This is a genomic window from Crossiella sp. S99.2, assembly GCF_023094165.1.
In the GTDB taxonomy this organism is placed as follows: Bacteria; Actinomycetota; Actinomycetes; order Mycobacteriales; family Pseudonocardiaceae; genus Crossiella.
The window spans coordinates 112,446-137,231 of record NZ_JALMDK010000016.1; the positions used below are offsets into that span (position 1 = coordinate 112,446).

25 protein-coding genes are annotated in these 24,786 nt (G+C 70.8%); 7 read left to right on the forward strand and 18 right to left on the reverse strand.

Translation table 11 applies throughout. The features are described 5' to 3' along the window. Positions 1–47 precede the first annotated feature (47 nt). The 4 genes from MZC64_RS40725 to MZC64_RS40740 form a co-directional block, all read right to left on the reverse strand. Positions 48–647, reverse strand: a complete 600-nt coding sequence (locus MZC64_RS40725; RefSeq protein WP_247764988.1) for a hypothetical protein — start codon at positions 645–647, stop codon at positions 48–50. A gap of 138 nt (positions 648–785) precedes the next feature. Further along, a complete protein-coding gene (locus MZC64_RS40730; RefSeq protein ID WP_247764989.1) occupies positions 786–1,916 on the reverse strand; it encodes a serine hydrolase in 1,131 nt (376 codons plus the stop codon). Positions 1,917–1,942: 26 nt separating this feature from the next. Further along, positions 1,943–3,076 carry a serine hydrolase gene (locus MZC64_RS40735; RefSeq protein ID WP_247764990.1) on the reverse strand — a complete coding sequence of 378 codons (1,134 nt, stop codon included), beginning with the start codon at positions 3,074–3,076 and terminating at the stop codon, positions 1,943–1,945. A 224-nt stretch (positions 3,077–3,300) separates the two neighbouring features. Then, the gene (locus tag MZC64_RS40740; RefSeq protein ID WP_247764991.1) at positions 3,301–4,032 is read right to left on the reverse strand and encodes a LysR family substrate-binding domain-containing protein; all 732 of its coding nucleotides are present in this window, start codon (positions 4,030–4,032) and stop codon (positions 3,301–3,303) included. A gap of 57 nt (positions 4,033–4,089) precedes the next feature. Between MZC64_RS40740 and MZC64_RS40745 the strand changes: the two genes are divergently transcribed. Both MZC64_RS40745 and MZC64_RS40750 read left to right on the forward strand, forming a co-directional pair. After that, positions 4,090–4,497, forward strand: a complete 408-nt coding sequence (locus MZC64_RS40745; protein ID WP_247764992.1) for a DUF5997 family protein — start codon at positions 4,090–4,092, stop codon at positions 4,495–4,497. A gap of 50 nt (positions 4,498–4,547) precedes the next feature. Then, positions 4,548–5,285: an N-acetyltransferase gene (locus MZC64_RS40750; protein ID WP_247764993.1), complete on the forward strand. Its 738-nt coding sequence runs from the start codon at positions 4,548–4,550 to the stop codon at positions 5,283–5,285. An 80-nt stretch (positions 5,286–5,365) separates the two neighbouring features. On the opposite strand, the gene MZC64_RS40755 is transcribed toward MZC64_RS40750, so the two are convergent. Further along, entirely contained in the window at positions 5,366–5,815 is a 450-nt protein-coding gene (locus MZC64_RS40755; protein WP_247764994.1) for a MerR family transcriptional regulator, read from the reverse strand. A gap of 36 nt (positions 5,816–5,851) precedes the next feature. Here MZC64_RS40755 and MZC64_RS40760 point away from each other — a divergent pair, with 36 nt between their 5' ends. The 3 genes from MZC64_RS40760 to MZC64_RS40770 all read left to right on the forward strand — a co-directional run bounded on the left by MZC64_RS40760 (position 5,852) and on the right by MZC64_RS40770 (position 8,359). Continuing rightward, positions 5,852–6,472 carry a class I SAM-dependent methyltransferase gene (locus MZC64_RS40760; protein ID WP_247764995.1) on the forward strand — a complete coding sequence of 207 codons (621 nt, stop codon included), beginning with the start codon at positions 5,852–5,854 and terminating at the stop codon, positions 6,470–6,472. 130 nt (positions 6,473–6,602) lie between these two features. Further along, positions 6,603–7,820, forward strand: a complete 1,218-nt coding sequence (locus MZC64_RS40765) for a helix-turn-helix domain-containing protein (RefSeq protein ID WP_247764996.1) — start codon at positions 6,603–6,605, stop codon at positions 7,818–7,820. Continuing rightward, positions 7,817–8,359, forward strand: coding sequence for a flavoprotein (locus tag MZC64_RS40770; RefSeq protein WP_247764997.1), 543 nt, complete (start codon positions 7,817–7,819; stop codon positions 8,357–8,359). The genes MZC64_RS40765 and MZC64_RS40770 overlap by 4 nt, the downstream gene beginning before the upstream one ends. Positions 8,360–8,426: 67 nt before the next feature. On the opposite strand, the gene MZC64_RS40775 is transcribed toward MZC64_RS40770, so the two are convergent. Both MZC64_RS40775 and MZC64_RS40780 read right to left on the reverse strand, forming a co-directional pair. Next, positions 8,427–8,885 (reverse strand): hypothetical protein, encoded by a 459-nt coding sequence (locus tag MZC64_RS40775; protein WP_247764998.1) that lies wholly within the window; start codon positions 8,883–8,885, stop codon positions 8,427–8,429. Between the two features lie 16 nt (positions 8,886–8,901). After that, the gene (locus MZC64_RS40780) at positions 8,902–11,727 is read right to left on the reverse strand and encodes an AAA family ATPase (RefSeq protein WP_247764999.1); all 2,826 of its coding nucleotides are present in this window, start codon (positions 11,725–11,727) and stop codon (positions 8,902–8,904) included. A gap of 157 nt (positions 11,728–11,884) precedes the next feature. Between MZC64_RS40780 and MZC64_RS40785 the strand changes: the two genes are divergently transcribed. Then, the gene (locus MZC64_RS40785) at positions 11,885–13,069 is read left to right on the forward strand and encodes a cytochrome P450 (RefSeq protein ID WP_247765000.1); all 1,185 of its coding nucleotides are present in this window, start codon (positions 11,885–11,887) and stop codon (positions 13,067–13,069) included. On the opposite strand, the gene MZC64_RS40790 is transcribed toward MZC64_RS40785, so the two are convergent. Genes MZC64_RS40790 through MZC64_RS40840 form a run of 11 tightly spaced genes read right to left on the reverse strand, consistent with a single transcriptional unit; the run spans position 13,059 to position 23,808 of the window. Then, positions 13,059–13,253, reverse strand: a complete 195-nt coding sequence (locus MZC64_RS40790; protein ID WP_247765001.1) for a hypothetical protein — start codon at positions 13,251–13,253, stop codon at positions 13,059–13,061. The genes MZC64_RS40785 and MZC64_RS40790 overlap by 11 nt on opposite strands. A gap of 55 nt (positions 13,254–13,308) precedes the next feature. Then, positions 13,309–14,157: a DUF1295 domain-containing protein gene (locus MZC64_RS40795; RefSeq protein ID WP_247765002.1), complete on the reverse strand. Its 849-nt coding sequence runs from the start codon at positions 14,155–14,157 to the stop codon at positions 13,309–13,311. After that, on the reverse strand, positions 14,150–15,316 hold the full coding sequence (locus tag MZC64_RS40800; protein ID WP_247765003.1) for a hypothetical protein: 1,167 nt from the start codon (positions 15,314–15,316) through the stop codon (positions 14,150–14,152). Before MZC64_RS40800 ends, MZC64_RS40795 begins: the two co-directional genes overlap by 8 nt. Continuing rightward, positions 15,313–16,158 (reverse strand): alpha/beta fold hydrolase, encoded by an 846-nt coding sequence (locus MZC64_RS40805; RefSeq protein WP_247765004.1) that lies wholly within the window; start codon positions 16,156–16,158, stop codon positions 15,313–15,315. Before MZC64_RS40805 ends, MZC64_RS40800 begins: the two co-directional genes overlap by 4 nt. Continuing rightward, positions 16,155–17,369, reverse strand: a complete 1,215-nt coding sequence (locus tag MZC64_RS40810; protein ID WP_247765005.1) for a hypothetical protein — start codon at positions 17,367–17,369, stop codon at positions 16,155–16,157. The genes MZC64_RS40805 and MZC64_RS40810 overlap by 4 nt, the downstream gene beginning before the upstream one ends. Further along, positions 17,366–18,559, reverse strand: a complete 1,194-nt coding sequence (locus tag MZC64_RS48990) for a cytochrome P450 (protein WP_247765006.1) — start codon at positions 18,557–18,559, stop codon at positions 17,366–17,368. Before MZC64_RS48990 ends, MZC64_RS40810 begins: the two co-directional genes overlap by 4 nt. Beyond that, positions 18,549–18,797 carry an acyl carrier protein gene (locus MZC64_RS40820; protein WP_247765007.1) on the reverse strand — a complete coding sequence of 83 codons (249 nt, stop codon included), beginning with the start codon at positions 18,795–18,797 and terminating at the stop codon, positions 18,549–18,551. Before MZC64_RS40820 ends, MZC64_RS48990 begins: the two co-directional genes overlap by 11 nt. Further along, positions 18,794–20,272, reverse strand: coding sequence for an amino acid adenylation domain-containing protein (locus MZC64_RS40825; protein WP_247765008.1), 1,479 nt, complete (start codon positions 20,270–20,272; stop codon positions 18,794–18,796). Before MZC64_RS40825 ends, MZC64_RS40820 begins: the two co-directional genes overlap by 4 nt. Then, complete coding sequence (locus MZC64_RS40830; RefSeq protein ID WP_247765009.1) at positions 20,269–21,411, reverse strand: acyl-CoA dehydrogenase family protein; 1,143 nt, start codon at positions 21,409–21,411, stop codon at positions 20,269–20,271. The genes MZC64_RS40825 and MZC64_RS40830 overlap by 4 nt, the downstream gene beginning before the upstream one ends. Before the next feature lie 16 nt (positions 21,412–21,427). Then, positions 21,428–22,441: a hypothetical protein gene (locus MZC64_RS40835; RefSeq protein WP_247765010.1), complete on the reverse strand. Its 1,014-nt coding sequence runs from the start codon at positions 22,439–22,441 to the stop codon at positions 21,428–21,430. Continuing rightward, positions 22,438–23,808, reverse strand: a complete 1,371-nt coding sequence (locus MZC64_RS40840) for a cytochrome P450 (RefSeq protein ID WP_247765011.1) — start codon at positions 23,806–23,808, stop codon at positions 22,438–22,440. Before MZC64_RS40840 ends, MZC64_RS40835 begins: the two co-directional genes overlap by 4 nt. A 227-nt stretch (positions 23,809–24,035) precedes the next feature. On the opposite strand from MZC64_RS40840, the gene MZC64_RS40845 reads away from it, so the two are divergent. Then, positions 24,036–24,785, forward strand: a complete 750-nt coding sequence (locus MZC64_RS40845) for a sporulation protein (RefSeq protein ID WP_247765012.1) — start codon at positions 24,036–24,038, stop codon at positions 24,783–24,785. Position 24,786: the final 1 nt, after the last annotated feature.

The following is a 24,786-nucleotide window of genomic DNA, read 5'->3' on the forward strand; positions in this document are numbered from 1 at the left end:
ACTCCCGATCGGGCGAGGCATGCTGCCCGCCCGACCGGATCTCCGGACTAACGGTCCGCGGGAAGCGCGGGGCCGTCGTAGCGCAGGCCGCCGGTGCTGTCGTAGACGCGGATGGTGTATTCGCGGAGCTGGTCGTTGGCTTCGCGGCTGGATGCCCAGACCGCGTCCAGTTCCTCGTCGATCGTGACGGGTCCGGCGGCTCGCAGCTCGTCCAGGCGGCGTTCGCTGGGCACGTCCAGGGTGACCGAGACCGCGTAGCTGCCTGCCGCGATCTGGGCCGGGAGCACTGTGCCGTCGGGGGTGATCAGGTCCAGCCTGGCCATGTCCGGGGCGAGGATGCCCGCGAAGCCCGGGTGCGTCCACTCCACCGAGTAGGGGCGGTGGGTGAAATCGGGATTCCAGCCGCGGCTGAGCAGGTTGTGCTGTGGGGTTTCCCGGTCGCGGCGGAACACGGCCATCCCGGCCCAGCCGGAGTCGTGGTTGGCCAGCAGCACCCCCTCAGTGCCCCTGGCCCCGCATCGGGCGCCGGGGCGCCAGCCCTCGTGGGTGACCGCGGCCACCGGCCTGCCCTCGGCTTCGGCGGCCAGGTATGCCTGGGTGAAGGCCTGTAGTTCCCGCGCCCGCTGTTGGTCCTCGTGTTCCGGCATGTGACTTCGCGCCTCGGCTCTCGTCTGTCTACAGTGGACATCTCGCGAGTTCAGGCTGACACGCGCGTCAGCCGCCGGCCTCCGGGTTTTCCCTGAAAACCACCCGGAGTGCCGACGGCCGATGCTTGCCGATCAGGTTCAGCGCTTGCCGCAGGCGGCGGCGTCCACCAGGTCGAGCACCCGCTGGTGCGCGGCCTCGGCGTTGCCGAAGGTGCCGGGCAGCGCGGTCACCGCGACCGCGACCTTGCGGCCGTCCTCGGTGACCCCGCCCCTGGTCTCGTAGCCGGGGATGTCACCGCCGTGGCCCCACAACACCTTGCCGCAACTCAGGTCGACGCGCATCAGACCGAGGCCGTAGGTGGCGCCGGCGGGCATGCCCTTGGCGGGGACGGTGCGCTTCATCTGGGCCAGTTCGGCCTGGCCGAGCAGCTTGCCGTCGAGCAGCGCGGTATAGAAGCGGTTCAGGTCGCTGGGGGTGCCGACGATCTCCCCCGCGGCCCAGCCCCAGCCGGTGTCCTGCCGGGTGGCGTCCACCACCGGGGACTTGGGGTCCCGGCTGTCGGCCAGGTTGTACCCCTTGGCGTGTTTGCCGCGGATGTCCCGTTCGCCCACGTTGGGCCAGTAGGTGTCGCGCAGCCCGGCGGGCTTGATCACCCGCTCGGTGACCACCTCGGCGACCGGGCGCCCGGTGACCTTCTGGATGAGCAGCCCGGCCAGGGTGTAGCCGGTGTTGCTGTAGGAGAAGTCCGTGCCGGGGGCGAAATCGGCGGGGTGCTCAAGGGCGGCGTCCAGGGTCTCCCGCGGGCTGACGTAGCGGTCCCGCATGGCCTGGAAGCCCTCGATGCCGAGGTACCGGGTGTAGTTGGGCAGGCCCGCGGTGTGCTGCAGGAGCTGGCGCACGGTGATGGTGTTGCCGTCGATCCCCTTGCCGCGCACCAGACCCGGCAGGTACTTCTCGATCGGCTTGTCCAGCTCGATCTTGCCCTCGCCAACCAGCTGCAACACCGCGACAGCGACAAATGCCTTGGTGTTGCTGCCGATTCGCACCCGGTCGTCCTTGCGTGCCTGGCCCGCGACCAGGTTTCGACCGTCCACAGTGGCCAGTGCGGCGGGGAACTTGTCCTCGCGCACCAGGTTGTCCAGGCGCTGCTGTACCGGGTTCCGGGTCTGGGCCTCGGTGGCCAGCGCGGTGGCGCCGGCGCAGGCCAGCGCCAGGCCGAGGGAGAGGGTGACCGCGGCGGTGCGGCGGGCCAGGATGGTGTGCTTCATGCTGTTGTCCTTGTCCGGTAAGAGGATCAGCGCTGGTCGCAGGCGGTGGCGTCGAGGAACTGCTGGAGGCGCCGGCCGGCCAGGGCGGGATCGCCGTAGGTGCCGGTCTGCGCGGTCACCGCGAGCCCAATCCGGCGCCCGTCCTCGGTCACGCCGCCGCGGGTCTCGTAGCCGGGAATCGAACCGCCGTGCCACCAGAGGACCTTGCCGCAGCTCAGCTCGGTGCGGAACACACCGAGCCCGTACCCGGGGTTGCCGGGCACGTCGGTGGCCACGACGGTGCGCTTCAGTTCCGCCAGCTCGGCCGGGCGCAACAGCTTGCCACCAAACAGTTCCGCGAAGAACCGGCTCAGGTCGCTGGGCGTGCCGACCAGTTCACCCGCGGCCCAGCCCCAGCCGGTGTCCTGGCGGGTGGCATCGACGATCGGGCCGCCGGGCTTGGTGCCGTCGGCCTCGGCATAGCCCTTGGCGTGTTTGCCGCGGATGTCCCGCTCGCCCACGTTGGGCCAGTAGGTGTCGCGCAGCCCGGCGGGCTTGATCACCCGCTCGGTGACCACCTCGGCCACCGGGCGGCCGGTGACCTTCTCGATCAGCAGCCCGGCCAGGGTGTAGCCGGTGTTGTTGTAATACCACTTCTTGCCGGGCTCGAACATGGCCGGCTGGGCCAGTGCGGCGTCCAGGGCGTCCCGCGGGCTGAGGTAGCGGTCCCGCGCCTCCTGGAACTTCTCCATGCCGATGTAGTTGGTGTAGTTGGGCAGGCCGTTGGTGTGCTGGAGCAGCTCGCGCACGGTGATGTTGTTACCGTCGATCCCCTTGCCGCGCACCAGGTTGGGCAGGTACTTCTCGATCGGCTTGTCCAGCTCGATCTTGCCCTCGCCGACCAGCTGCAACACCGCGACGGCCACGAACACCTTGGTGTTGCTGCCGATCCGCACCCGGTCATTCTTGTCCGCCGCACCGGCGACCAGGTTGCGACCGTCCACACTGGCCAGTGCTGCCGGGAACTTGTCGTTGCGCACCAGACTGTCCAGGCGCTGCTGGACCTTGTTGCCGTGGTAGCCCTCGGCGGCCAGCGCGATGGCGCCGGTGCAGGCCAGCGCCACACTGACGGTGACCGCGGCCACCGCGGCGGTCGAGCGGGCCAGGCTACTGCGCTTCATCGTGGGTGTCCTCATCTGCCGGGGCGGCGGGCTCTCCGCTGCTGGTGATCAGCTTTCCCGTTCCCGACGTGGTGCACAGTCCCGCGAGCTGCCGTCCTTGGGGTGGGGCTGGCCCTACCCCTGGGGCGCAGGGTGAGGTCGCCGCCATCGTCGAGTTGGCCCAAGTGGTACGCCCACTTTGGCCAACTAGGCGTACGACTTGGGCCAACTCGACGGCGGGGTGGCTAACGGCCGCGGCGTGGTTTGCGGCCCCGGCTGGTGGGGGCGGCGGTGCGCTTCTGGTTGCGCGCGGGGGTGGCGGCGGGCTTCTTCGCCTTGGCCGGTGCGGGGGCGGGCGCGGGTGGGGTGACGCCGCGGGTGCTGTTGACCGTGCGGCCACGGACGATGCCGATGAACTGCTCGGTCAGCTCGGTGCCGGCGTCCTCCCGCCAGGACAGCGCGACCTGGGAGACCGGGGCCTCGGCGAGCGGGCGGAAGGTGAGGTCCTTGCGGTGGTGCAGGCGGGCCAGCGACTGCGGCACAATCAGCAGTCCCACGCCCGCGGCCACCAGCTGGATGGCGTCGGCGGTGCTGTCCGGACGTTCCTTCGCGGGCTGACCGGGCGGGGCGGTCCAGTCCAGGGAGTCGTCCAGGGGGTGCAGGACCAGGAGGTCGGCCAGGTCGGCGGCGGTGATCTTGGTGGCGTCGGTGAGCGGGTGCTCCTTGGGCAGCACGACCACGGTGTTCTCGGTGTAGAGCGGGATCGCGTGCAGGTCGGTGCGATCGATGGGCAGCCGCAGCAGCGCCGCGTCGACCTCGCGGGCGCGCACCGCCTCGGCGGCCTCGGTGGGCGAGAGCGAGTGCAGGTGCAGTGGGACCTCGGGCAGGCGGTCCTGCCAGGTCCGGATCCACTTGGCCGGAGTCACCCCCGGCACGTAGCCGAGGCGGAACGACGCAGGGGTGTCCGAGCCAGTCACCTGGTCAGATTACCGCCCGTGGTCAGCGGCAACGCACCAGCTCGATACCCTGTGGACATGACGTCGCAGAAAACCCCCCAGACGATGAAGCCCGCGACCGCGGCGAAGAAGCTGGGTGTCTACCTTGAGGCCACTCCCGCGGAGTTCCAGGAGGGTGTCGTCTCGCGCGACGAGCTGAACGCGCTGCAGGCCGACCCGCCGGAGTGGCTGCGCGACCTGCGCCGCAACGGCCCGCACCCGCGCCCGGTGCTGGCGCTCAAGCTGGGCATCTCCATTGGCGGGCTGGCGCGCGGTGGCATCACCGAGGCGCTGACCACCGCGCAGGTGGAGGAGCTGAAGGCGGCGAACCCAGAGTGGCTGCGGCAGGAACGCGCGACGCAGGCCGAGGTGCGGCGGGAAGAGGCGCGGTTGAAGGAGCTGAAGGCCTCGGGCGAGCAGCCGAGCGCGCCGGGCAGGCGACGCTAGGCCCGTAACCCGGGTGCGCCGCGGCGCGCCGACCGGCAGACTGACCTGCTGTGATCACCACGCTTGCCGACCGGCCGGAGCTGCTCGAACCACTGCACGCCATGGACACCGACTGGCCGGAGTTCCTGCTGCACGACCTGGTCTCCGACGCGCTGTGGGTCCAGGTCCCCGAGCTGTTCCCGGAGTACTGCGTGGTGGCCACCGACGGTGATCGGGTGATCGCCTACGGCCTCGCGGTGCCCTATGACGGCACGGGCGAGGACCGGGTGCCGATGCCGGATCAGGGCTGGGACCGGATCCTGCCGTGGGCGTTCGAGGACCACCGCGCGGGGCGTCCGCCGACCACGGTCAGTGCGCTGGAGATCACCGTGACTGCCGATGCGCTGGGGCAGGGGCTGTCCGGGCGGATGCTGGCCGCGTTGGGGGACGCGGCGCGAGCGCAGGGGCGGGCGGAGTTGCTGGTGCCGGTGCGGCCGACCTGGAAGGACCGGCAACCGGAGGTGCCGATGGCGGAGTACGTCCGGCAGACCCGGGAGGATGGGTTGCCGGTTGATCCCTGGTTGCGGGTGCACGTGCGCGCGGGTGGGACCGTGGAGCGGATCGCGCCCGCCTCGATGACGGTGAGTGGGTCGCTGGTGCAGTGGCGGGAGTGGACCGGGTTGCCGTTTGACCGGGATGGCGGGGTGGCGGTGCCGGGGGCGTTGTCGTTGGTGCAGTGCGATGTCGCGCGGGATTTCGCGGTGTATGTGGAGCCGAATGTGTGGGTGCGGCACCAGCTGGTGGGCTGATCCGCACGCTCGTACCACTTGGGCCAACTGGTACGCCTGCTTGGGCCAAACCGGCGTACCAGTTGGCCCAACTCGTCGGGTCAGTGCGCTCGCGCGTGGCTTTCGTCCACTGACAGGCCGCGCCGTCGCGCTTCCAGGATCGACCAGAAGCGGGCGCAGTTCATCGGATCGCTGGCCGGGCAGCGCTGACCGTGTTCGAGGGCGGTGCGGGCCACCTCGATCCGGCGTTGCTGCTCGGCCAACTCGGCCAGCTTGTGCTCGACCAGCTCCTGCCGGCTTTGGCTCTCGGCGGTGAGGAACCGCCCGATCTCGGCCAGCGAGAAGCCGATCTCGCAGAAGAAGCGGATCAGGGTGACCTCCCGGACCGCCGACTCGGCGTAGCGCCGTCGTCCTGATGCCCGAGCCGCCGGCCGCACCAGGCCGAGTTCGTCGTAGTAGCGCAGCGCGCTGGTCGGCACGCCGGTGCGTTCGGACAGCTCACCGATGGACAACGACGTCGGCGAAGCCCCGGTGTGCTCGGTGGCAGGCATTGACTTCAAGGGTACTCGAAGTGCTTGGCTCGCCTCATGGAGATCAAGAAGCGAGCCGTGGCGCAGTTCCATCGGCCGACCGGGGCCGGCGGGCACGTGGTCGGCTGGATCATGGGGCGGCGTTCGTCGAACGTGGCGCGCAATCGCTGGGCGGTGCGGCTGCTCGACATCCAGCCGACCGATCGCGTTATCGAACTCGGCTGCGGTCCGGGCGTGGCCATCGCCGCCCTTGCCAGCCGGGCGTCCCGGGGATTGGTTGTCGGCGTCGACCACTCGCAGGTCATGATCAGCCAGGCCAGTCGCCGCAACAGGTCCGCCGTCAGGGCCGGGCGGGTACGGCTGACGCACACGCCGGTTGAGCAGCTGTCGATCAGTGACGGGCCGTTCGACGCGGCGCTGGCGGTCAACACGGTCGGTATGTGGCCTGACCCGACCGCCCGGCTACGCGAACTCGCCCGGCTGTTGCGGCCTGGCGGGCGCATCGCACTGGTGTCCCAGCCTCGCTGTCCTGGTGCCACCGCGGCCACTTCGGCGGCGGCTGCCAATGAGCTGGCGGGTCAGCTTGCCGAGGCTGGGTTCGAGCAGCTCCGAACCGAGATGCTCGACCTCGACCCGCCGGTGGCGTGCGTCATCGGGCACGTAGCAGCTGCCGACTAGCGGCTACCCACCTCCCGTCACCGGCCGACCGTGGGACGGCTCGTCGGCTGGACAAAATGTGCGACCAGCCCTGTTTGGGCTGCGATGATCGAGGTGGATCGGTCGCGGGCCGGACAGGAGGATCTGCCGCATGGCTGAGGGCGAGGCTCGGGAGATCGGTCGGCGCCTGCGCTACTGGCGGGAGCGACGGAAACTCGACCGCAAGCGGTTCGCCGATCTCATGGGGCGTTCGCTCTCCTGGCTGGACAAGGTCGAATCGGGCCAGCGGAACCTGCTGCGACTACCGGTCATCGACCAGGCCGCGGAAGTCCTGGGGATCGACGCCAGCGTGTTGACCAACCGCGCTGTCGCCAGCCAAGCCGAGCAGTCGGTGGACGGCCGGGAGGTCCAGGCAGTGCGGGAGGCACTCGGCTGGTATCCGGTGCTCCCGGACGCCGAGGGGCCCGCGGTCAGCGTGGCCGCTGTCCGGCGCCAGGCCGAGTACCTGGATCAGGCGTGGGTGTCCGCCCACTTCACCGTCGTCGCCCAGCGCCTGCCCGCCCTGCTTCTCGACGCCCAGCGGGCCAGTCGGACAGCGGTCGGCGCTGACCAGCTTGCGGCACGGCGGGTCCTGATCACCGCCTACCGGCTGGCCTCCTCGTTGCTGCTGAAGTTCGAGGTCAACGAGGTCGCCTGGCTGGCCGCGGACCGGGCCATGCACGTGGCGCTGACCAGCGACGACGCCTGGTCACTGGCCCGAGCGGCCAGGTGCGCGGCGCGCGCCATGACCAGCAGCGGCCAGGGTCCGGAAGCCATCGAATGCCTGCTGACCATGACCGACCGGGTACGCCCGGAACTGCCCAGGCACCGGGAATCCCTGCTGGCGTTGTACGGGATGCTCTACCTCGCCGCCGCCATGACCGCGGCCGGTCGAGAGGACTCGGCGCTGGCCCGCGACATGCACGAGCACGCGAACGCGGCCGCGCGGCGGATGGCGCCGAACTACGCCACGCACAACACCTACTTCGGCCTGGCCAACGTCCAGATCCACCGGGTCGCCGCCCTGGTACGCCTGCACGAGACGGGGCGCGCGATCGAGTTCGCGGCCACCATCGACCCCGCGGAGATCGCGAGCCTGTCCCCGGAACGACGCGCCAACTTCCTGTTGGACCTCACCGAAGCGCACACCCGGAGCGGCGACTACCGGACGGCGACCCGACTGCTCGGACAGGTCGAGCACATCGCACCCGAAGAGGTTCGCGGACGGCCGCTTGGACGCGGCCTGCTGCGCGCGCTCCTGCACAACACCGGCGGGGATTGCGCCGGGCTGGTGCGGCAGATGGCGAGCCGGGCGGGAGTGACCGCGTGACCGGCCGGGTGCTCTACCTCGTGGTGTGCGGGGCCGGTCCCGCCGACCACATCGAGGACATGATCCGCCTCGCCCAAGCCGCGGGCTGGGACGTGCACTGCCTGCCCACCGAGGCTGCGGCCGCACACCTCCTCGATCTGGCCGCCCTGGCCGCGCTGACCGGCCACGCCGTGCGCACCGGACATCAACGGCCCGGAGTGCCGAAGCTGCCCAAGGCGGACGCGGTGATTGTCGCCCCGGCCACCTACAACACGATCAACAAGTGGGCTGCCGGGATCGCCGACAACTACGTGCTCACCCAGCTCGCCGAACTCACCGGACTCGGTGTGCCGATCGCGGTCCTGCCGTTCGTCAACACCGCCCTGGCCGCCAACCACGTGTTCCAGCGCAGTGTGGACGACCTCCGCCACGCCGGGGTGATCGTGCTGTTCGGCGCGGGCGGGTTCGTCCCGCACCCGCCTCGAACCGGCGGCGAGGCGATGAAGTCCTATCCCTGGCAGCTCGCGCTGGACAGCATCGCGGCCCGGACCGGGGCGTAGCGGTCAGCCGGTCCCGATCCGGCAAAACCGGTGCCACCAAGGGAATCGGCATGGTCGCGCTCCTCGCCTACGCTGTCGCCGAACCGCTGCCGGACAGGTTTGTGCTGAGCTGCCGGCGAAACTCCAGTCTGGCCAGCTCGTGCAGCGGCTGCTGATTGTCGTCCAGGCGCCACAACACACCGGCCCACCGACCCGCCTCGGCCTCTCCGCCGGCGAGCCAGTCCTCGGCGCAGTACCGGAGCCAGTTCTCCGCGCGTTCGGTGGCGTTTTTGCCTTCGCTGACACAGAAACCGTGGTTGTTCGCCTGCTCCGCCCAGACGAGCGGACCGACGACGCCGCGCACGATCCGGTGGTATTCGATCCGGTACCAGGACTCTTTCAATGGACGTCTTGACGGCTGACAGTTCGCCTCGCTGACCACCATGGATTCCAGCGCCTCCCGTAGTTGCCGAACATCGGCGAGAGGGAACCTAAGCGTCGTTGATCGCGCCGGGTGACACATTTTGTCCAGCACCTGATCAGTCACGCAGACCGAGCAGAACTCACTGCCCGCTGCGGGCCAGGGCCGCCGCCAGTTCCGCCCGCCCGCGCACGCCGAGTTTGCGATACGCGCTGGTCAGGTGCAGCTCCACCGTCCGCACGGTGAGGAACAGCGACTCCGCGATCTCCCGGTTGGTCGCCCCATTGGCCGCGCGCGCCGCGACCCGGCGTTCGCTGCCGGTGAGGCTGTCCGCCGGGGAGTCGGTCCCCCGCCGCAACCGGCCGCCCGCTTCCAGCAACGCGGCCGAGGACAGCGTCACCTGGCGGCGGTGGCGGAGTAGGACGGAGCGATCCAGGGAACTGCGGAGGCGTTTGCGGGCGGCTTCGGCGTCGCCTGCGCGAAGCAGGGCTCGGCCGAGGAGGTATTCGGCTCGGGCGTGCTCGAATTTGCCGGGTGAGTTCGCCAGGGTGCGGACTGCTTCGGTGAGCAGGCGGATGCCTTGAGGGCCGGGGGTGACGGCGCCTTGGGCGGTGAGGGCCATGCCGAGGGCTCGGGGGGTGCCCCAGCGGCGGCAGAGTTCGGCGCCGTGGTTGGCGATGGCGGTGGCCTCTTCGAGGCGGTCCTGGTCGGCGAGGATGAGGGCGGCTTCGTACCACCAGGGGGCCAGGACCGGGTTGTCGATGGTGCCTTCGGCCAGGCTCAGGGCGCATTGCTGGAGGGTTTCCAGGGCGCGGTCGGTCTCGCCTAGGGCCTCGTAGGTGCGGGCGCGGGCCATCAGGTAGTAGTGGTACTCCAAGGTGAAGGCGTCGAAGCGGTCGCGGAAGGTCTCACTGAGGATCTCGTCGGCGCGGTCGGGCTCGCCCAGGTCGGTGAGCACCACGGCGAGGGCGACCTGGGGCATGACCATGGCGCCTGCCCAGTTCTCCTGGACGACCAGGTCGTAGCAGGACTGGGCGTCGGCCAGGGCTTCGACCAGGTCGCCGTTCCAGTGCCGGACGATCGCGCGCAGGCTGGTGACCAGGCAATACGTCCAGGCGGCTCCGGTGGACTGCATGTGCTCGACCAGCATGTCCAGCGCCTCGGGCATGGCCACGGTGTCATCAGCCAGGTAGAGGGTGTAGATCGAGCCCAGGATGGTCCAGCCACCCACCTCGACCTCGTTGATCTTCAGTGCGCGCCGGGTTTGTTCGGCCAGTTCGGCGGCGGGACGGGCCTGCAGCATGCCCAGCAGGGCGAGTCCGGCGAGTAGCTGGCGTTCCTCGGCGGTGTCCCCCGGCGGGTTGGCGCGGCGGGCGAAGCGTTCGCCGAGTTCGGCCAGGTTGGTCTTCTCGTCGATGCCGGAGGCCAGCATCGAGGATTCCAGCACCGCACGGAGTGCCCGGTCGGTGCTGTCCGGTTCTTCGCCGATGGACTTGGTCAGCGCGTCCAGGGTGGTGCAGGCCAGCGCGAAGGCGCGGATGGAGTTCTGCGCGCGCAACGAGGTCAGCGTGTACTGGAGGACCAGGGGCACCTGGCGGCGTGGGTCGGCGATCAGTTCCAGGGCGCGTTCCAGGTGGCGCAGCGCGGTGGTGGGTTCGATCATCGCGAGCACCCGGGCGAGCTGGCTGAGCACCGGCACGTCGGCGTCGTCGACGGCGAGCACGCGTTCCAGGTAGCTGGCCGCCATCCGGGGTGCGCCGCGATGTTCGGCGCCGGTGGCCGCCTCGCGTAGCACGTCGGCCATCCACGGTTCGGGGGTGCCGGGTAGCAGCACCAGCAGCACCGCCACCTCCTCGGCGGGCCTGCCCGCGTCGTTGAGCAGGGTGGCGGCGCGTTCGCGGAGCTGGTCGAGTTCGCCTGCCGGGGTGCCGCCGAGCACGGTCTGCCGGATGGTGTCGTGCACGAACTCGGGGCCGGGCCCGGCGTCCTCGGCGGTGACCAGGTCGCGGCGGCGCAGTTCGCTGATGGCCGCGGTGGTGGTGCGGTGGTGCGCGCCGGCGAGGGCGGCGATGAGTTCCAGGGCCTCGCCGGGCAGGATGGCGATCGCCCTGGCCACGGCCAGGAAGTGCTCGGGCAGCCGGTCCAGCACCGAGCGGGCGACCACGGCCCGGCCCAGGTCCTCCAGCAGTGCCGGGTCGGTGCGGTCGCCGTCGTGTTCGCCCAGCCTGGTCAGCATCCGGCCGAGCAGCAGCGGGTTGCCGCCGGTGAGCTGGGCGCAGCGGGCGGCGAAGGCCAGTTCCGGTTCGGCGCCGAGCACCGTGGTCAGCAGTTCGGCCACCGGGCGGGCGCTGAGCGCGGGCAGGTTCACCGTGTGGCACAGCGCGAGTTCGGCGATCTCGGCGAAGACCTCGGTGACCGGGGAGTCCTGGTCGGTGCGCTGGGTGAGCAGCAGCAACAGCGGCAGGTCCTCGGCCCGGCGGAGCAGGAAGGCCAGCCAGCGCAACGAGGGGTCGTCGCACCACTGGAGGTCGTCCACGGCCAGTACCAGCAGGCCGTCGGCGGTGAGGCCGACGGTGAGCCAGTGCAGGCCGTGCAGCACCGAGTACGCGGTGTTGTGCTGGGTCGGATGCTGTATTTCCGGGTCGACCGCGGGCAGCGCGTGCCGGGCGCTGCCGTCCAGCAGCCGCCCCGCCTCCCCCGCCTGGGTCAGGTGCAGTGGCTCGAACAGCGCGCGGACCGCGGCGTAGGCCCCGCTGCCCGCGTCCCGGCAGCGCGCGGTCAGGGTGCGGGCGGCCAGTGGCCGGATCCGGGTGAGGGCGGCCTGCAGCAGGGTGGTCTTGCCGATGCCCGCCGGGCCGCGGAGCAGGACCGCCTGGCCGGTGCCGGCCCGCGCCTTCTCGGCGATCTCGACCAGCAGGTCCAGTTCCCGGTCCCGCCCGACCAGCGCTGTGTCCCTGCCCCCGTTCATGACGGAATCCTAGCTCCCGGCAACCAGGCCGTCCGTCTCTGTTCCAGTCCGCGAGAGGCCCGGTCCCGGCCCGAGCTTCTGGGCGTTTTCCTGCCAGGGAGGCCGCAAGGTGGACCCGCGGGGCGTGGCCGTCCCGCCTGGCAGCCAAGGAGGAGCTATGCCGGCAGACGAACCGGCCCGGTGCCCGGTGGTGGACTTCCCCAGACGGGTCCCCGGCGAGGCGTTCCCACCGGCCGACTACGCCCGCTTCCGCGAGCTTCCCGGCCTGGCCCGCACCAGCCTGCCGACCGGCCAGGAGGTCTGGCTGGTGACCAGGCACGAGGACGTGCGCGCGGTGCTCACCGACGCCAGGGTCAGCTCGGACCCGACAAAGGAAGGCTTCCCCAGTTTCGGCCGCACCGGGGGTGTGCCGCGGTCCGATGAGGTGCCCGGCTGGTTCGTGGGCTACGACCCGCCCGAGCACAACCGGTTCCGCAAGGCGCTGATGCCGGAGTTCACCGTGCGCCGGATGCGCGAGTGGCGACCGGCGATCCAGAAGATCGTGGACGAGCGGATCGACGCGATGCTGGCCCGCGGGGACAAGGCCGACCTGGTCGAGGACTTCGCGCTGCCGATCCCCTCCCTGGTCATCTCCGCCCTACTCGGCGTGCCCTATGCCGACCACGACTTCTTCGAGTCCCGGACCCAGGTGCTGGTCAGCCTGGGCTCCTCACACGAGGAGCGAGAGGCCGCGGGCAAGGCGCTGCTGCGCTACGTCACCCGGCTGATCGCGATCAAGCAGAAGTGGCCCGGCGACGACCTGATCAGCCGGATCCTGGCCGCCGGGGTGCTGACCCCGGAGGAACTGCCCGGCACCGGCATGCTGCTGCTCATCGCCGGACACGAGACCACCGCCAACAACATCGCGCTGGGCGTGCTGACCCTGCTGCAGAACCCGCAGTGGATCGGCGACGACCGGGTGGTGGACGAGACCCTGCGGCTGCACTCGGTGGCCGACCTGGTCGCGCTACGGGTGGCGGTGGCCGACCTGGAGATCAACGGCCAGCTGGTCAAGGCCGGCGAGGGCATCATGCCCCTGGTCGCCGCGGCCAACCACGACGAGTCGATGTTCGGCTGCCCCGGCCAGTTCGACCCGGAACGCGGCGCCCGCCAGCACGTGGCTTTTGGTTACGGCGTGCACCAGTGCCTGGGCCAGAACCTGGTGCGGGTGGAGATGGAAATCGCCTACCGGACACTGTTCGAGCGGATCCCTGGACTGCGGCTGGCGGTGCCGGTGGCAGAGCTGCCGTTCAAGTACGACGGGGTGCTCTTCGGCGTGCACTCGATGCCGGTCACCTGGTAGGCGTCGCGGTGGTCGCCTGCAACTGGATCTGCACCAGCAGTTCGGTCAGCAGGCGCCCCGCGGCTTCGACCCCGCCTTCGGCGCTGGTGTGCGCGACGAGCTGTTCGGCCCGCCTGCGATCGCCGTTGGCCACCGCGGCGACCAGCTCCGCCGTGCGACCGCGTAGCCAGCTGAAATCCTCCATGCCTGTCCTCCCCGTGTCGGCTCCACTCCTGTATAGGTGCAGCTGGTGGCGGCAGCTATCCGTGGCCGCCTGGTTTGCCTCGGAGTCCCGCCTGGTTGCCCGATTTTCCCGGTGGCAACGGGAAGAAGCCGCTCGTGCGGCGGGCGTAGGCGGCGTAGTCCGGGCGGTGCAGGCGGAGGTGGCGTTCCAGGATGGGTTTGCCGCCGAAGCCGCCGGCCAGCAGGGCCGTCATCAGCAGCGGGGCGAAGACGGTGGCGGCGCCGAGCCAGGTGTCGCAGGCGAGCAGGTACAGGCCCCACCACAGGCAGGCGTCGCCGAAGTAGTTGGGGTGCCGGGTGTAGCGCCACAGGCCCTGGTCGAGGACCTTGCCGTGGTTGGCCGGGTTGGCGCGGAACCGGCGCAACTGCCCGTCCGCGACTGCCTCCAGATAGAAACCCGTCAGCCAGACGCCGGTGCCGATCCAGTGCAGCAAGCTCAGCTCGCCGCCGAGGTACTGGGTGAGCTGGACCGGCAGCGAGACCAGCCACAGGTACCCGGCCTGCACCAGGTAGACCCGGGTCAGCAGGAAGGTCTTCGGCCGGGGGCGGGCGTTGGCCAGGACCACGATGGCGGCGTAGCGCCGGTCCTCGCGCCGGTGCCGGTTGCGGGCGTGGATGTGCGCGGACAGGCGCAGGCCCCAGATCACGGTGAGTGCGGTGACCAGCAGGCGGACGGGCAGGGTGCCGTGACCGGCGGACAGGGCGAATCCGGCCAGGGCCACCACGACGAAGCCGAGGCCCCAGACGCTGTCGATGGTGTCGTAGCGGTTCCGGCGCACGGCCACCCAGAAGGTGATCAGGGTCAGCAGGAGCACCAAGGCCAAGGTGAGGGCCAGGTTGAGGCCCAGCGGGGCGAGGTCAGCCATGGTGGAACCGCCGGGCCTGGTCGAGGTCGCCGTTGGTCAGGCCGAACTTCGCGTGGAACATGCGGGGGTTGAAGTACACCGCGATCCGGGGCGGGCCGTCGCTGGTCTGCTGGGCGCTGACGTAGGTGTGCGCGTACATCTGGGACGCGGGCTCGGGACCGGCGAAGACCTCGGCACAGCGCTCGTAGGCCGCCCGCGCGGCTTCGGGTGCCTGGTAGGCGGACAGCACCTCGCGGATCATCGTGCGGGCCTCATTGTCGTTGCGGCAGTGCGGGGTCAGCGCGAACTGGTGGGTGACCGAGTCGATCGGGTCGGGCCTGCCGTGGACCAGGGCGATATAGGTGCCGCAGGACCAGAAGCGGCGGCTGTTGGACCGCCATTGCAGCCGGGTGCGCGCGGGCACCCCGTCCGGCCAGCCGGATCGCGCCGCGGCGCTCTCGGCCAGCCGGGCCAGGGCCGGACCGTCTCCGGCAAGGCGGTGCGGGGCGAGCCGGTCCAGGCGGGCCAGACGCTCGGCGGCGAGGCGGCCGCGATGCTGCGCGTACAGCTTCACCCGGGCCGCTGGGCTGTCGCTGAGGTCGAGGCAGAGGTAGGACAGCACGTCTTCGGGGTGCAGCGCGTTGGCCAGGCGGGGCCACTGGCCGGGGAAGCCGAGTGCGGTCAGCAGCTCGTCGCAGGTGGGGCCGCAGGTGCGTGGCGTGGTGCCGCCCAGCCACAGGTAGATCTTGCCTGCCGGGCGCCGGGCGCGGGACCAGCTCAGGGTGTGGAAGGCGGCCATGGGTGGTCGCCGGGCCGGGTCCGGGGTCAGCAGGTGCTCGATCCGGCGCAGGCGGGCCGGGGACAGGTCGTACGCCTCGGTCAGGCGCGTGGTCAGGTGTTGGGCGGCGGCCCAGTACGTCGCCGGGTTCGAGGGCTCGGCCAGGGCTTCGACGGTGGCGCGCAGTGCGATCGGGCCATCGGTCAGCACGACGGAGAGTTCCAGCGGGGTGTTGTCGGAGGTCAGGGTGGACCAGAGTGGGGGCTGGTCGATGCGGCGGTCGCCCCAGGACTCGGTCAGGGTCCGGTAGCCGTCGAGCACCTGGGGTGCCAGGTCGGTCAGGTTGGTGGCGCGGCACAGTTCGCGCAGGGCGGTCTCGCCGAACTCGCGCATGGTGGTCATCCGGCCAGCACCTCCCGCAGGGCCGCGGCGAAGGAGTAGGGGTGGGTGCGGTAACCGTCGTGGCCGCCGGGCAGCTCGACCGTGGCGGTGCCGAGCACCTCGGCCAGGGCCAGGGTGGAGCGGGTCAGCAGGGTCTCCCGGCCGGTCCCACACGCGCGCACCGCCGGAGTGATCACCGTGGCCGCCTCGCGCAGAGCCGCCCACGCCTGCTCGTCCGGCTGATACTCCCAGGTGGCGCCGAAATCGTTGGTGAGGAAGAAGTTCAGGTTGGCCGAGGTGCGCCGGGTCGGTGGTGACCAGGCCACCTCGGCGGTGCGGTCGGTGTGGTCGGTCAGCGGCACTTCCAGCACCTGACTCATCCGCCGGAACACCGCCTGCCAGCCGCCGGTGCGGTGCAGCCGTTGTGCCTGACCGACCACGCCGTGCACCGCCGCCCGGTCCTCGGCATCGAGCAGCGACGGCAGCGGCGGTTCGTGGGCGACGAAACGGCGGATCAGGTCCGGGTGCTGCCGCACCAGGTCGAGCCCGATCACCGCGCCGGTGCTGGAGCCGAACACCACTGCCCCGGTCAGGCCGAGGCCGGTGAGCAGGCCGTGCACGTCCGCCGCGTGCTGCCGGATGCCAGGCGCGGCAACGGGATCGTCGACCGTGGTGCGGGTCTGGCCGCGGCGGTCGTAGGTCAGCACGGTGAAGTCGGCGGCCAGGGTCTCGGTGAGCGGGCCCGCGCAGTCGGCGTCGCCGCCACCGCCCGGCAGGATCACCAGTGGCGGGCCGCTGCCGCAGATCGCGTAGTGCAGTCCGGCGCCGGGCACCCGCAGCACGCCGGTGCGCACCGGGCTCACCACGCGGTCCTGGGCACGGACATGCCCTGGAAGCGCCAGGTCTGGGCCAGGTCGCCGTTGGTCAACCCGAAGCGGGAGTGGAACATGCGGGGGTTGAAGTACACCGCGATCCGGGGTGTGCCGGAGTCGTCGTGGCGGGCGCTGACGTAGGTGAGGTTGTACATCTGCTTGGCCGGGTCCGGGCCGACCAGGGAATCCACGCAGCGGGTGTAGGCGGCGCGGCTGCGGTCGGAGACGGCGAAGGCATCCAGGACCTCGTGCACCATCCGGTCGGACTCGGCGTCGTTGCGGCAGCGGGTGGGCAGGGCGAACTGGTGCAGCACAGTGTCAATCGGCTGCGATTGGCCGTGCACCAGTGCCACGTAGGTGTCGGCCGACCAGTAGCGACGGCTGTTGGACCGCCACTGGAGTTTGGTCCGGGCGGAGGCGCCGGGGGCCCAGGCCGAGCGTTGTTCCGCGCGGTTGGCGATGCGCGCCAGTGCGGGTCCGGCCCCGGCGTGTGGGTTGGCGGCGAGGCGGTCGAAGCGTTCCAGGCGTTGCGCGGTCAGCCTTCCCCGGTGCTGCACGTACACCTTGGTGCGGGCCGAGGGCGCCTCGCTGAGGTCCAGGGAGAAGAAGGGCACCACGTCATCCGGGTGCAGGGCGTCCGCGATCCGTTGCCACTGGCCGGGAAACCCGAGCAGGGTCAGTGCTTCGTCGTAGATCGGGCCGCACGAGGCGATCTCGGATCGGGGCACGCACAGGTAAATCTTGCCTTCGGGGGCCCCGGTGCGGGACCAGCCCATGACGTGCAGGGCCACCATGGGCTGGCGCAGTCCGGGGCGTGGGGCGAAGAGGTGCTCGATCCGGTGCAGGTGCTCGGTGTACAGGCCGTAGGTCTCGGCCAGGCGTGCGGTCATCCGTTGCGCGTTGGCCCAGTAGCCCTCGGGGGTCGGTGGGTCGGCGAGGGCCTCGATGGCCACCCGCACGGCGACCGGTTCGTCTTGCAGGAGAACGGAATACTCGATCGGGGTGCTGTCCGGGGTGAGGATCGACCAGGGCGGCCCGTCCTCGATCCGCCGCCGGCCCCAGGACTCGGTCATGATCCGGTAGCCGTCGACGGCCTGGGTTTCCAGCTCGGCCAGTCCGGATGCCTGGCAGAGCCGCCGGACGGCGAGTTCGCCGTAACCGGCCATGGTCTGCGGAATGGGTTCGCCTGGCTGGAACATCATCGGAAGAACCTCATCGGCATGGTCGTGATCCCGTTGATGGCGGTGGAACTGAGGTGCTGTGGCTCCTGGACGAGGCTGAAGCGCAGGCGGCGGTGGGCCAGCTCCTCGATCAGCGAGCTGAGCAGCAGCCGGGCGGCCTGCGCGCCGGCGCAGTAGTGCGCTCCCCTGCCGAAGCCGAGGTGTGCGCTGGCCGGCCGGCCGGGGGTGAACCGGTACGGGTCGGGGAAGACGGACTCGTCTCGGTTGGCCGAGGCTACCCAGGCGGCCACCCAGTCGCCCGCGCGGAGTTGCCTGCCACCGAGTTCGATATCGGTGGTCACCCGGCGGACCAGGCTCTGGGTCGGGGTGGCCCAGCGCACGCCCTCCTCGACCAGGGCCGGGAGGTGGGCGGGTTCGGCGTCCCACAGCTCGGGTTGGTCGGCCAGGCGTAGCAACAGGTGTGCCGCGACATGGGGTGTGGTGGTGTTGCCGCCGATCAGGGTGCTGTAGAGGTTCAGCAGCACATCGCGGCTGCTGGTGGGTCCGCCGGACAGGGTGATCGAGCGCAGGTCGTCGGCGAAGGCGTTTCCGCTGCGCAGGGCGGTGTGGATCAGGTGGAAGAGTTTGGCGTGCGTGTGCTGGAGGGTGGTTGTGGTGCTGCCCCTGGTGAATTCCGGGTCAGCGGGGGCGATGCAGCCGATTGCGTGGAACACCATGGCGTCCCAGTCCCGCTCGGGCAGGTCCAGCAGCGGGCCCAGGGCGAGCATCGGCAGTCGTCGCAACGCGGGCATGATGTCCTGCTCGCCCAAGGGCAGGGCGGCGACCAGGCGGTGCACGCGCTCGCGGATCGCATCGGCGTGCGCGCGCACCGCGGCCGGGCCGAGGTGGCGCATGGTCAGTGCGCGGAGCTGGGCGTGTTGCGGCGGATCGGCCAGGACCACGGTGCGTCCGCCTGCCGGGTCCGGGGCTCCGATGGAGTCCAGGATGGTGCCGGACGCGGAGCTGAAAGTGTTGGTGTCGAGCAGGATCGTCGCGCAGTCCCGGTGGGTGAAGACCGACCAGTAGGGCACTCCGGACGGGGTGCGGTCCCGGCGCACCGGTTGGGTCTGGCGCAGGCGGTGCCACCTGCCGTGCGCGCTGCCCGTCGCGTAGGCGGCCGGGTCGGCTAGGTCGAACGGGCAGTCCAGGGGCGGACCCGGCTCAGTGCGCACCGGCACCGCCCGCCTGGATGAGTGCGGCCATCTTGCGGATGGTGTTCCACTGGGACGGGGTGTGTCGTTCCAGGGAGACCGCGTAGGTGTGCTCCACGTGCACCATCAGCTGCTCGACGTTGAGCGAGTCGATCAGCCGGTACTCCAGCAGTGGGGTGTCGGCGTCGAACTCGATGTCCTCCCCGGGCAGCAACACCTCGGCGATGAACTGGTGCAGCTGCTTCTCGGTCTCGTTCACCGGCGTTTCTCTCCCTGTATTTCGGCGAGCAGCCGCTGCCGGTCCACCTTCCCGGTGGCGGTCCGGGGCAGCTGCTCGAACTGGCGGAGGGTGTCGATGACCAGGTGCCGGGGCAGCCGTTCGGCGAGAAACCGCTTCACCTCGATGGCGGACGGCGTGCGGCCCGCGCGGGCGCGAACGCAGGCGCACAGCCGGGCCCGGTGTCCGCTGCCGGTCACCAGGACCACCGCCTCGGCCAGGTCAGGATGCGCGGCCAGCTCCGCCTCGATCTCGCCCAGTTCCACCCGGTGGCCCCGGACCTTGACCTGATGGTCGCGGCGGCCGAGGTAGTCGAACGCGCCGTCGGCACGCGGCCGGACGAGATCACCGGTGGCGTAAGGCCCTTGCCGGCCAACGGCTACGCCCAGGTAACCGGCCATCACCGTCGGGCCGTCCACCATCAGCTCGCCCACCTCGCCGGGCCTGGCACGGCTGCCGTCCGGGCGGATGGCCCACACCTGGTTGTCACACGCGGCGGTGCCGATGGGGATCGGGGTGGTGTGCTCGGCGGACAGCGAACCGACCGGGTGGTAGGTACAGACGTTCGTTTCGGTGGGGCCGTAGAAGTTGTACAGCGCCAGCTCTGGCCAGCGCGCCCGCAGTGCCTTGAGGTCGGGCAGTGGGAAGACCTCGCCCGCGAACAGCACGGCCCGCAGCGGCAGGTCGTCTATTTCCAGTAGACGGCCGTGTTCCATCATCAGGGTCAGGGCCGAGGGCACCGAGTACCAGATGGTGATCCGGTGTTCCCGGATGAAACGCACCAGGGCGCGGGCCGGGGTGCCCTCGGGGACCAGGTGCACCGAGGCGCCCGTGTGGAAGGCCGCGTACAGGTCGAATACCGACAGGTCGAACTGGAACGGGGCGTGGTTGGCCAGCCGATCCCCGCTGTGCACAGCAAGCAAACCGACCGACCAGTTGACGAAGGCGAGTGCGGCGCGATGGGTGACGCAGACGCCCTTGGGCTTGCCGGTGGATCCGGAGGTGTAGAGCACGTAGGCCAGTTCCCCGGGCGAACCGACCGGTTGGTCGGGACCGGGCCGAGCCGGGAACTCCCCAGGGCTCAGGGCGGGCATCGAGGTCAGCTCGGGGTTCGACTCGGCCAGCTCGGCCAGCCGCTCCCGGGTGGTGATCACCGCCGCGGGCACGCAGTCGGCGATCAGGGCGGTGACCCGCCGGGCCGGGCTGTGGGAGTCGACCGGGACATAGGCCGCGCCCAGCCGTAGCACCGCCTGCAAGGCGGCCACGGCGAACGCCGACTTGTCCAACCACAGCAGGACCAGGTCCCCGCTGCGCACCCCGAGATCGGCCAGTGCACCGGCGAGCCGGTCGGCGAGGTCGTCGAGTTCGCGGTAGGTCAGCTGACCGTCCGGTGCGCTGATCGCGAGTGCGTCCGGGGTGCGGTGGGCCTGTCCGCGCAGGAGCTGTTCGAGCCTCACAGCCCCAGTCCTCTCGCGATGAGGTCGCGGTGGATCTCGGAGGTGCCGGAGAAAATCGTGCTGGGCAGGGCATCGCCGAGCGCCTCGACCACGCCGCCCTCGGACAGGAAACCGGTGGCCCCGTGCAATTGGATGGCGTCGAGGGCGTTCTGGATGGCCGCCTCGCTGACCGCCAGCTTGGCCAGGGAGACCTCCAGGGTGCTGTCCACGCCGCGGTCCCGCCGCGCGCACGCCCGGTACAGCAACAGCCGGGCACCTTCGAGGCGGAGCTTCATGTCGGCGATCCGGTGTGCGACCGCCTGGTGCCGGGACAGTGGTTTGCGGAACTGCCTGCGGGTGCGCACATGCGCGATCGTCTGTGTCAGCTGACGGTCCATCGATCCCAGGTAGGCCGCGAAAAGGCAGGTGCGTTCCCAGGCCATCGAGCTGCTGAAGATGGTGCTGCCCGCGCCTTCGGCGCCGAGCCGGTTCGCCGCGGGCACCCGGCAGTCGTCGAGGTAGATCGGGGACAGGGGTGAGGTCGTCAGGCCTGGCTTGGCAAAACTCGGCCCCGCGGTGAGTCCAGGCGAGTGCCGGTCCACCACGAACGCGCTGAGCCCGAGGTGCCCGTCGGCGGGGTTTGTGCTGGCGTAGACCAGGATGTGGTCGGCGATCGGACCGTTGGTGACGAAGCTCTTGACGCCGTTGAGCACGTAGTCCGCGCCGTCCCGGATCGCGGTGGTGCGCAACGCGTGCACGTCGGAGCCCGCCTCCGGCTCGGTGATCGCGTTCGCGGCGATCCACTCCCCCGAGATCAGCCTGGGCAACAGCCGGGTGCGCAGCTCCGGCCCGCCGTGTTCGGCGATCGGCATCGCGCAGGCGAACAGGTGGGCGCAGGCGGAGAAGAGCAGCCCCATGTCCTGGCAGCCCTTGGCGAAGGCCTCGATCACCAGCGAGGTGCTGAGCGAATCCAGGCCGAGGCCGCCGTCCGCGGTGGGCACGCTCAGCCCCAACAGCCCGAATTCCCCACAGCGACGCCACATATCCCGGTCGAAGCGCCCCGCGCGCACCCGCTCCGCCAGACCGCCGTTCAGCGCGGAGCCCAGTTCGAACGCGCGCTCGGCCAGTGCGCGCTGTTCCTGGTTCGGCTCGAAATCCATTGCCCAGCCCCCAATATCAGTTGACGGTGGCCAGCCGGATGCCGTCGGTGACCTGGTAGCGGTCGCTGTGCGCGGACCAGTCCAGATTCCCGCGCATCCAGGAGCGCAGACCGTCGGCGAAGGTCCGCACGGCGTCGACCGCCGCGGGTTCCAGGCCGCGCCAGTGGCCCAGCAGGGTTTCCGCCTCGGCCTCCGCCTGGTGGAACTCCGCGAGCTGCCTGCCGATGAGGACGTAGGTCTCGTCGACGGCCGTTTGCAGGTCCAGGTCGCGTTCGCGGGCCAGCACCAGGACTCCGTTGCTGACCTCGCCCGCGGCCAGTTCCTTGCGCAGCGACACAATGTCGTTCACCCAGACCACGACGTCGGCCGCCCGGTTGAACATCAGCCGGGTCTCCTCGAACTCGTGCAGCAGCGCGGGAACCTCCTGGCCGGTGGCCACCTCGATCAGGTCCAGCGACGGGGTGATGCCGCCGGAGGACCGGCGGAACTGGCGATACCACCCGAGATCCGGGACCTGCCGGTGCCGCCGGTTGAACGCCTCGTACTTGAAGGCGACCAGGAAATGCGCCATGTGCAGGGCGAACCGGTGCCGCCAGGACGTGCTCATCCCGGCCGACAGCCGCTGCCACACCTCGGACAGCTGGGCTTCCAGCGGTGTCGCGCCAGCCAATCCTGGTGCACCGGCGAGGATGTCCATCGTGCGGGCCGCCGCCGCGTCGTAGTCGCCGCTCGGCTGCTCGTGGCAGTCGTCGATGACGAACGCCCAGGTGAACCAGCCCGTGACGGCGGGGATCCGGGCTGGGGCGATGGTCGGGTACGAGCGGGCGATGAGTTCACCGAGCCGGGTGCGGGCGAGCTTGTCCCGCGCGCTGGGGCCGTCCAGCAACGCGTACCGGTCGGCCCAGTCGAGGATGCCTGCTTCGAGTTCGGCCAGGTGCGGGGAAATCGCCGAGGGCAGGTCGAGCAGCGGGTGCCCGGCCGGTGGGTCCAGACGCAACGCTCCGGCTAGGTCCGCTGGCGCATCGGTCACGACGCGATTCCGGGGCGGCGGGGCTGCAGGATCATCGGCAGGTCGCCGGTGGTCAGCTCCGCCTTGGCCACCGGGCACAGCGTGTGGCCCGGCTTGTGCCGCAGCGTCCAGCGGGCGGTGATGGCGGCCAGCGCGATGGTCATCTCGTGGTTGGCCAGCACATCGCCGAGGCATTTGCGGGTGCCGCCGCTGAAGGAGATCACCGCGTTCTTCGGCAGGGTCCGGAGGTTCTCGGGCAGCCAGCGGTCGGGTGCGAACGTGTCCGGATCGGCGAAGACCGCCGGGTCGCGGTGCAGGGCGTAGGGGCTGAACAGGATGCTTGCGCCGCAAGGGATCCGGTGCCCGCCCAGGGTGGTGTCCACGGTGGCCCGGCGGGTGATGAACCAGACCGGTGGATACAGCCGCAGGGCCTCGTTCACCACGCGGTTGGTGAACGGCAGCGCCGGGAAGTCCGCCTCGGTGGCGGTGCGGCCGTTGAGCACCGAGTCGACCTCCGCGTGCAGCCGGGCCTCGGCCTCGGGATGCCGGCTCAGCAGGTACAGCGCCCAGGTCAGGCCGGCGGCCGGGGTCTCAACTCCGGCCGCGAGCACCGTCATCAACTCGTCGCGGATCTCGGTGTCACTCAGGCTCGCGCCCTGTTCGTCCCGCGCGGACAACAGGATCGAGAGGAAGTCCTCATCGGGCCGGGTGCCTGCACGGTAGCCGGCCAGCATCCCGGAGATGACGTCCTCCAGTCGCTGGAGCGCGTGCCGGAACTCCCGGTTGGCCTTGGTCGGGACCTGGTGCACCACCGGCAGCGGCACCATCATCCGGCGGTAGACCCCCCGCCACACCACCGGAAAGGAGCGCTGGACCTCCGCGATCGCGTCCGCGCCGATCCGCTCGTCGGAGAACATCAGCTGCGCGGTCACCCGGGTGGTCAGCCTGCTGATCTCGCCCGGCAGGTTGATCTCCTGCCCCGGTTGCCAGGAGTCGACCAGCTCGGCCACGTGCCGGGCCATCACGCCGCTGTATGCCTCGATCTTGGCCTTCTGGAAGGCGGGCTGGATGAAGCCGCGCTGGCGCTTGTGCGTCCGCGAGCTACAGGTGCCCACCCCGTCGCCGAGGATGACCCGCATCTTGTCGATGAACTCCCCGCCCTTGTCGAAGGTCCGCGGGTTGTGCAGCACCTCCTGGACCACGTCGTGCGTCACCGCCATGTACGCGGTGCTGCGCCCCAGCCGCACCCGCACCACATCGCCCTGCTCCCGCAGCGCGGGCAGGTAGTTCAGCGGATCCCGGAAGATGTGCAGCGCGTTGCCCAGCAACGGCAATCGCCCTGGGGCGTCGCCCAGCCGGTACTGACGGCGTTCCTCCGCTAGGGCCATGTGGAGCAGCCTCGCGCGTGGCGCGGCGCAGACCCATCCGTCAGGCGACCAGAACAATCCCCCGACCGGAGGGAAGATCCCCCGCCGGTCGGCCCCTGCCCTGCACACCGCACGGGAGAGCCACGACAGCTCCCCCCACCCGGCGGGGGGTCATCCAGCCAGTCAGAGCACCGTTCTGGACTCCTGACTGATGTGGCAGGCAGCTGGCGCCCGCGAGGCTGATCCACATGACACTGAGCGAGGTCGGCATCGGTGGCCCCTCCGTCACGACGGTCCTGGACTCGCCGCACGCCATGCCCGGCCAGCCGGTACGCGGACAGGTGCGGGTGCACGGTGGGTCCGCGGCGGGTGAGATCAGCCAGGTCCTGCTGTCGCTGGTCACCGAAGCGGAGAGCGAGAGCGGGCCCGGCGGCGGCGCCGAGTACGCCCGGCTGGTGCTGCGGGACGGCCTGCGGATGTCAGCGGGCGAGCTGGCCATCCTCCCGTTCCAGCTGCCGGTGCCCTGGGAAATGCCGATCACCGCGGTCAGTGGTGCGCCGCTGCCCCGGACGGCCGCGGCGATCCGGACCGAGCTGGTGGGGCCGGGCTCGTGCGACCTCGACTGGGTGCAGGTCAACCCGCTGCCCGCCCAGCAGCGGGTCCTCGACGCGTTGCGGCAGCTCGGATTCTCCTTCCGCGGCACCGGGGTGGAAGCGGGCCGGGTGCCGGACCTGCCCCAGGAGCTGGGCTGCTACCAGACACTCGCGTTCGCCCCGCCCACCCAGTTCACGGACCGGATCGACGAGGTCGAACTGATCTTCGTGGCGAGCCAGTCCGAGCTGTGCGTGCTGCTGACGGCCAACCGGCTCGGGGGCGTGTTCCCGCACGGGGACAACGCTTTCGGCCACTTCCGGATGTCGCACCTGGACGCGCGGGTCAACGACTGGGCACCGATGATCTCCGGCTGGCTCACCCTGACCGCCGAGCGCGGCCAGTGAT

Coding starts and splice junctions, on each gene's coding strand:
- MZC64_RS40725 (WP_247764988.1), bottom strand. CDS start 647: ATGCCGGAACACGAGGACCAACAGCGGGCGCGGGAACTACAGGCCTTC.
- MZC64_RS40730 (WP_247764989.1), bottom strand. CDS start 1,916: ATGAAGCACACCATCCTGGCCCGCCGCACCGCCGCGGTCACCCTCTCC.
- MZC64_RS40735 (WP_247764990.1), bottom strand. CDS start 3,076: ATGAAGCGCAGTAGCCTGGCCCGCTCGACCGCCGCGGTGGCCGCGGTC.
- MZC64_RS40745 (WP_247764992.1), top strand. CDS start 4,090: ATGACGTCGCAGAAAACCCCCCAGACGATGAAGCCCGCGACCGCGGCG.
- MZC64_RS40755 (WP_247764994.1), bottom strand. CDS start 5,815: ATGCCTGCCACCGAGCACACCGGGGCTTCGCCGACGTCGTTGTCCATC.
- MZC64_RS40760 (WP_247764995.1), top strand. CDS start 5,852: ATGGAGATCAAGAAGCGAGCCGTGGCGCAGTTCCATCGGCCGACCGGG.
- MZC64_RS40765 (WP_247764996.1), top strand. CDS start 6,603: ATGGCTGAGGGCGAGGCTCGGGAGATCGGTCGGCGCCTGCGCTACTGG.
- MZC64_RS40780 (WP_247764999.1), bottom strand. CDS start 11,727: ATGAACGGGGGCAGGGACACAGCGCTGGTCGGGCGGGACCGGGAACTG.
- MZC64_RS40785 (WP_247765000.1), top strand. CDS start 11,885: ATGCCGGCAGACGAACCGGCCCGGTGCCCGGTGGTGGACTTCCCCAGA.
- MZC64_RS40790 (WP_247765001.1), bottom strand. CDS start 13,253: ATGGAGGATTTCAGCTGGCTACGCGGTCGCACGGCGGAGCTGGTCGCC.
- MZC64_RS40795 (WP_247765002.1), bottom strand. CDS start 14,157: ATGGCTGACCTCGCCCCGCTGGGCCTCAACCTGGCCCTCACCTTGGCC.
- MZC64_RS40800 (WP_247765003.1), bottom strand. CDS start 15,316: ATGACCACCATGCGCGAGTTCGGCGAGACCGCCCTGCGCGAACTGTGC.
- MZC64_RS40810 (WP_247765005.1), bottom strand. CDS start 17,369: ATGATGTTCCAGCCAGGCGAACCCATTCCGCAGACCATGGCCGGTTAC.
- MZC64_RS40830 (WP_247765009.1), bottom strand. CDS start 21,411: ATGGATTTCGAGCCGAACCAGGAACAGCGCGCACTGGCCGAGCGCGCG.
- MZC64_RS40840 (WP_247765011.1), bottom strand. CDS start 23,808: ATGGCCCTAGCGGAGGAACGCCGTCAGTACCGGCTGGGCGACGCCCCA.
- MZC64_RS40845 (WP_247765012.1), top strand. CDS start 24,036: ATGACACTGAGCGAGGTCGGCATCGGTGGCCCCTCCGTCACGACGGTC.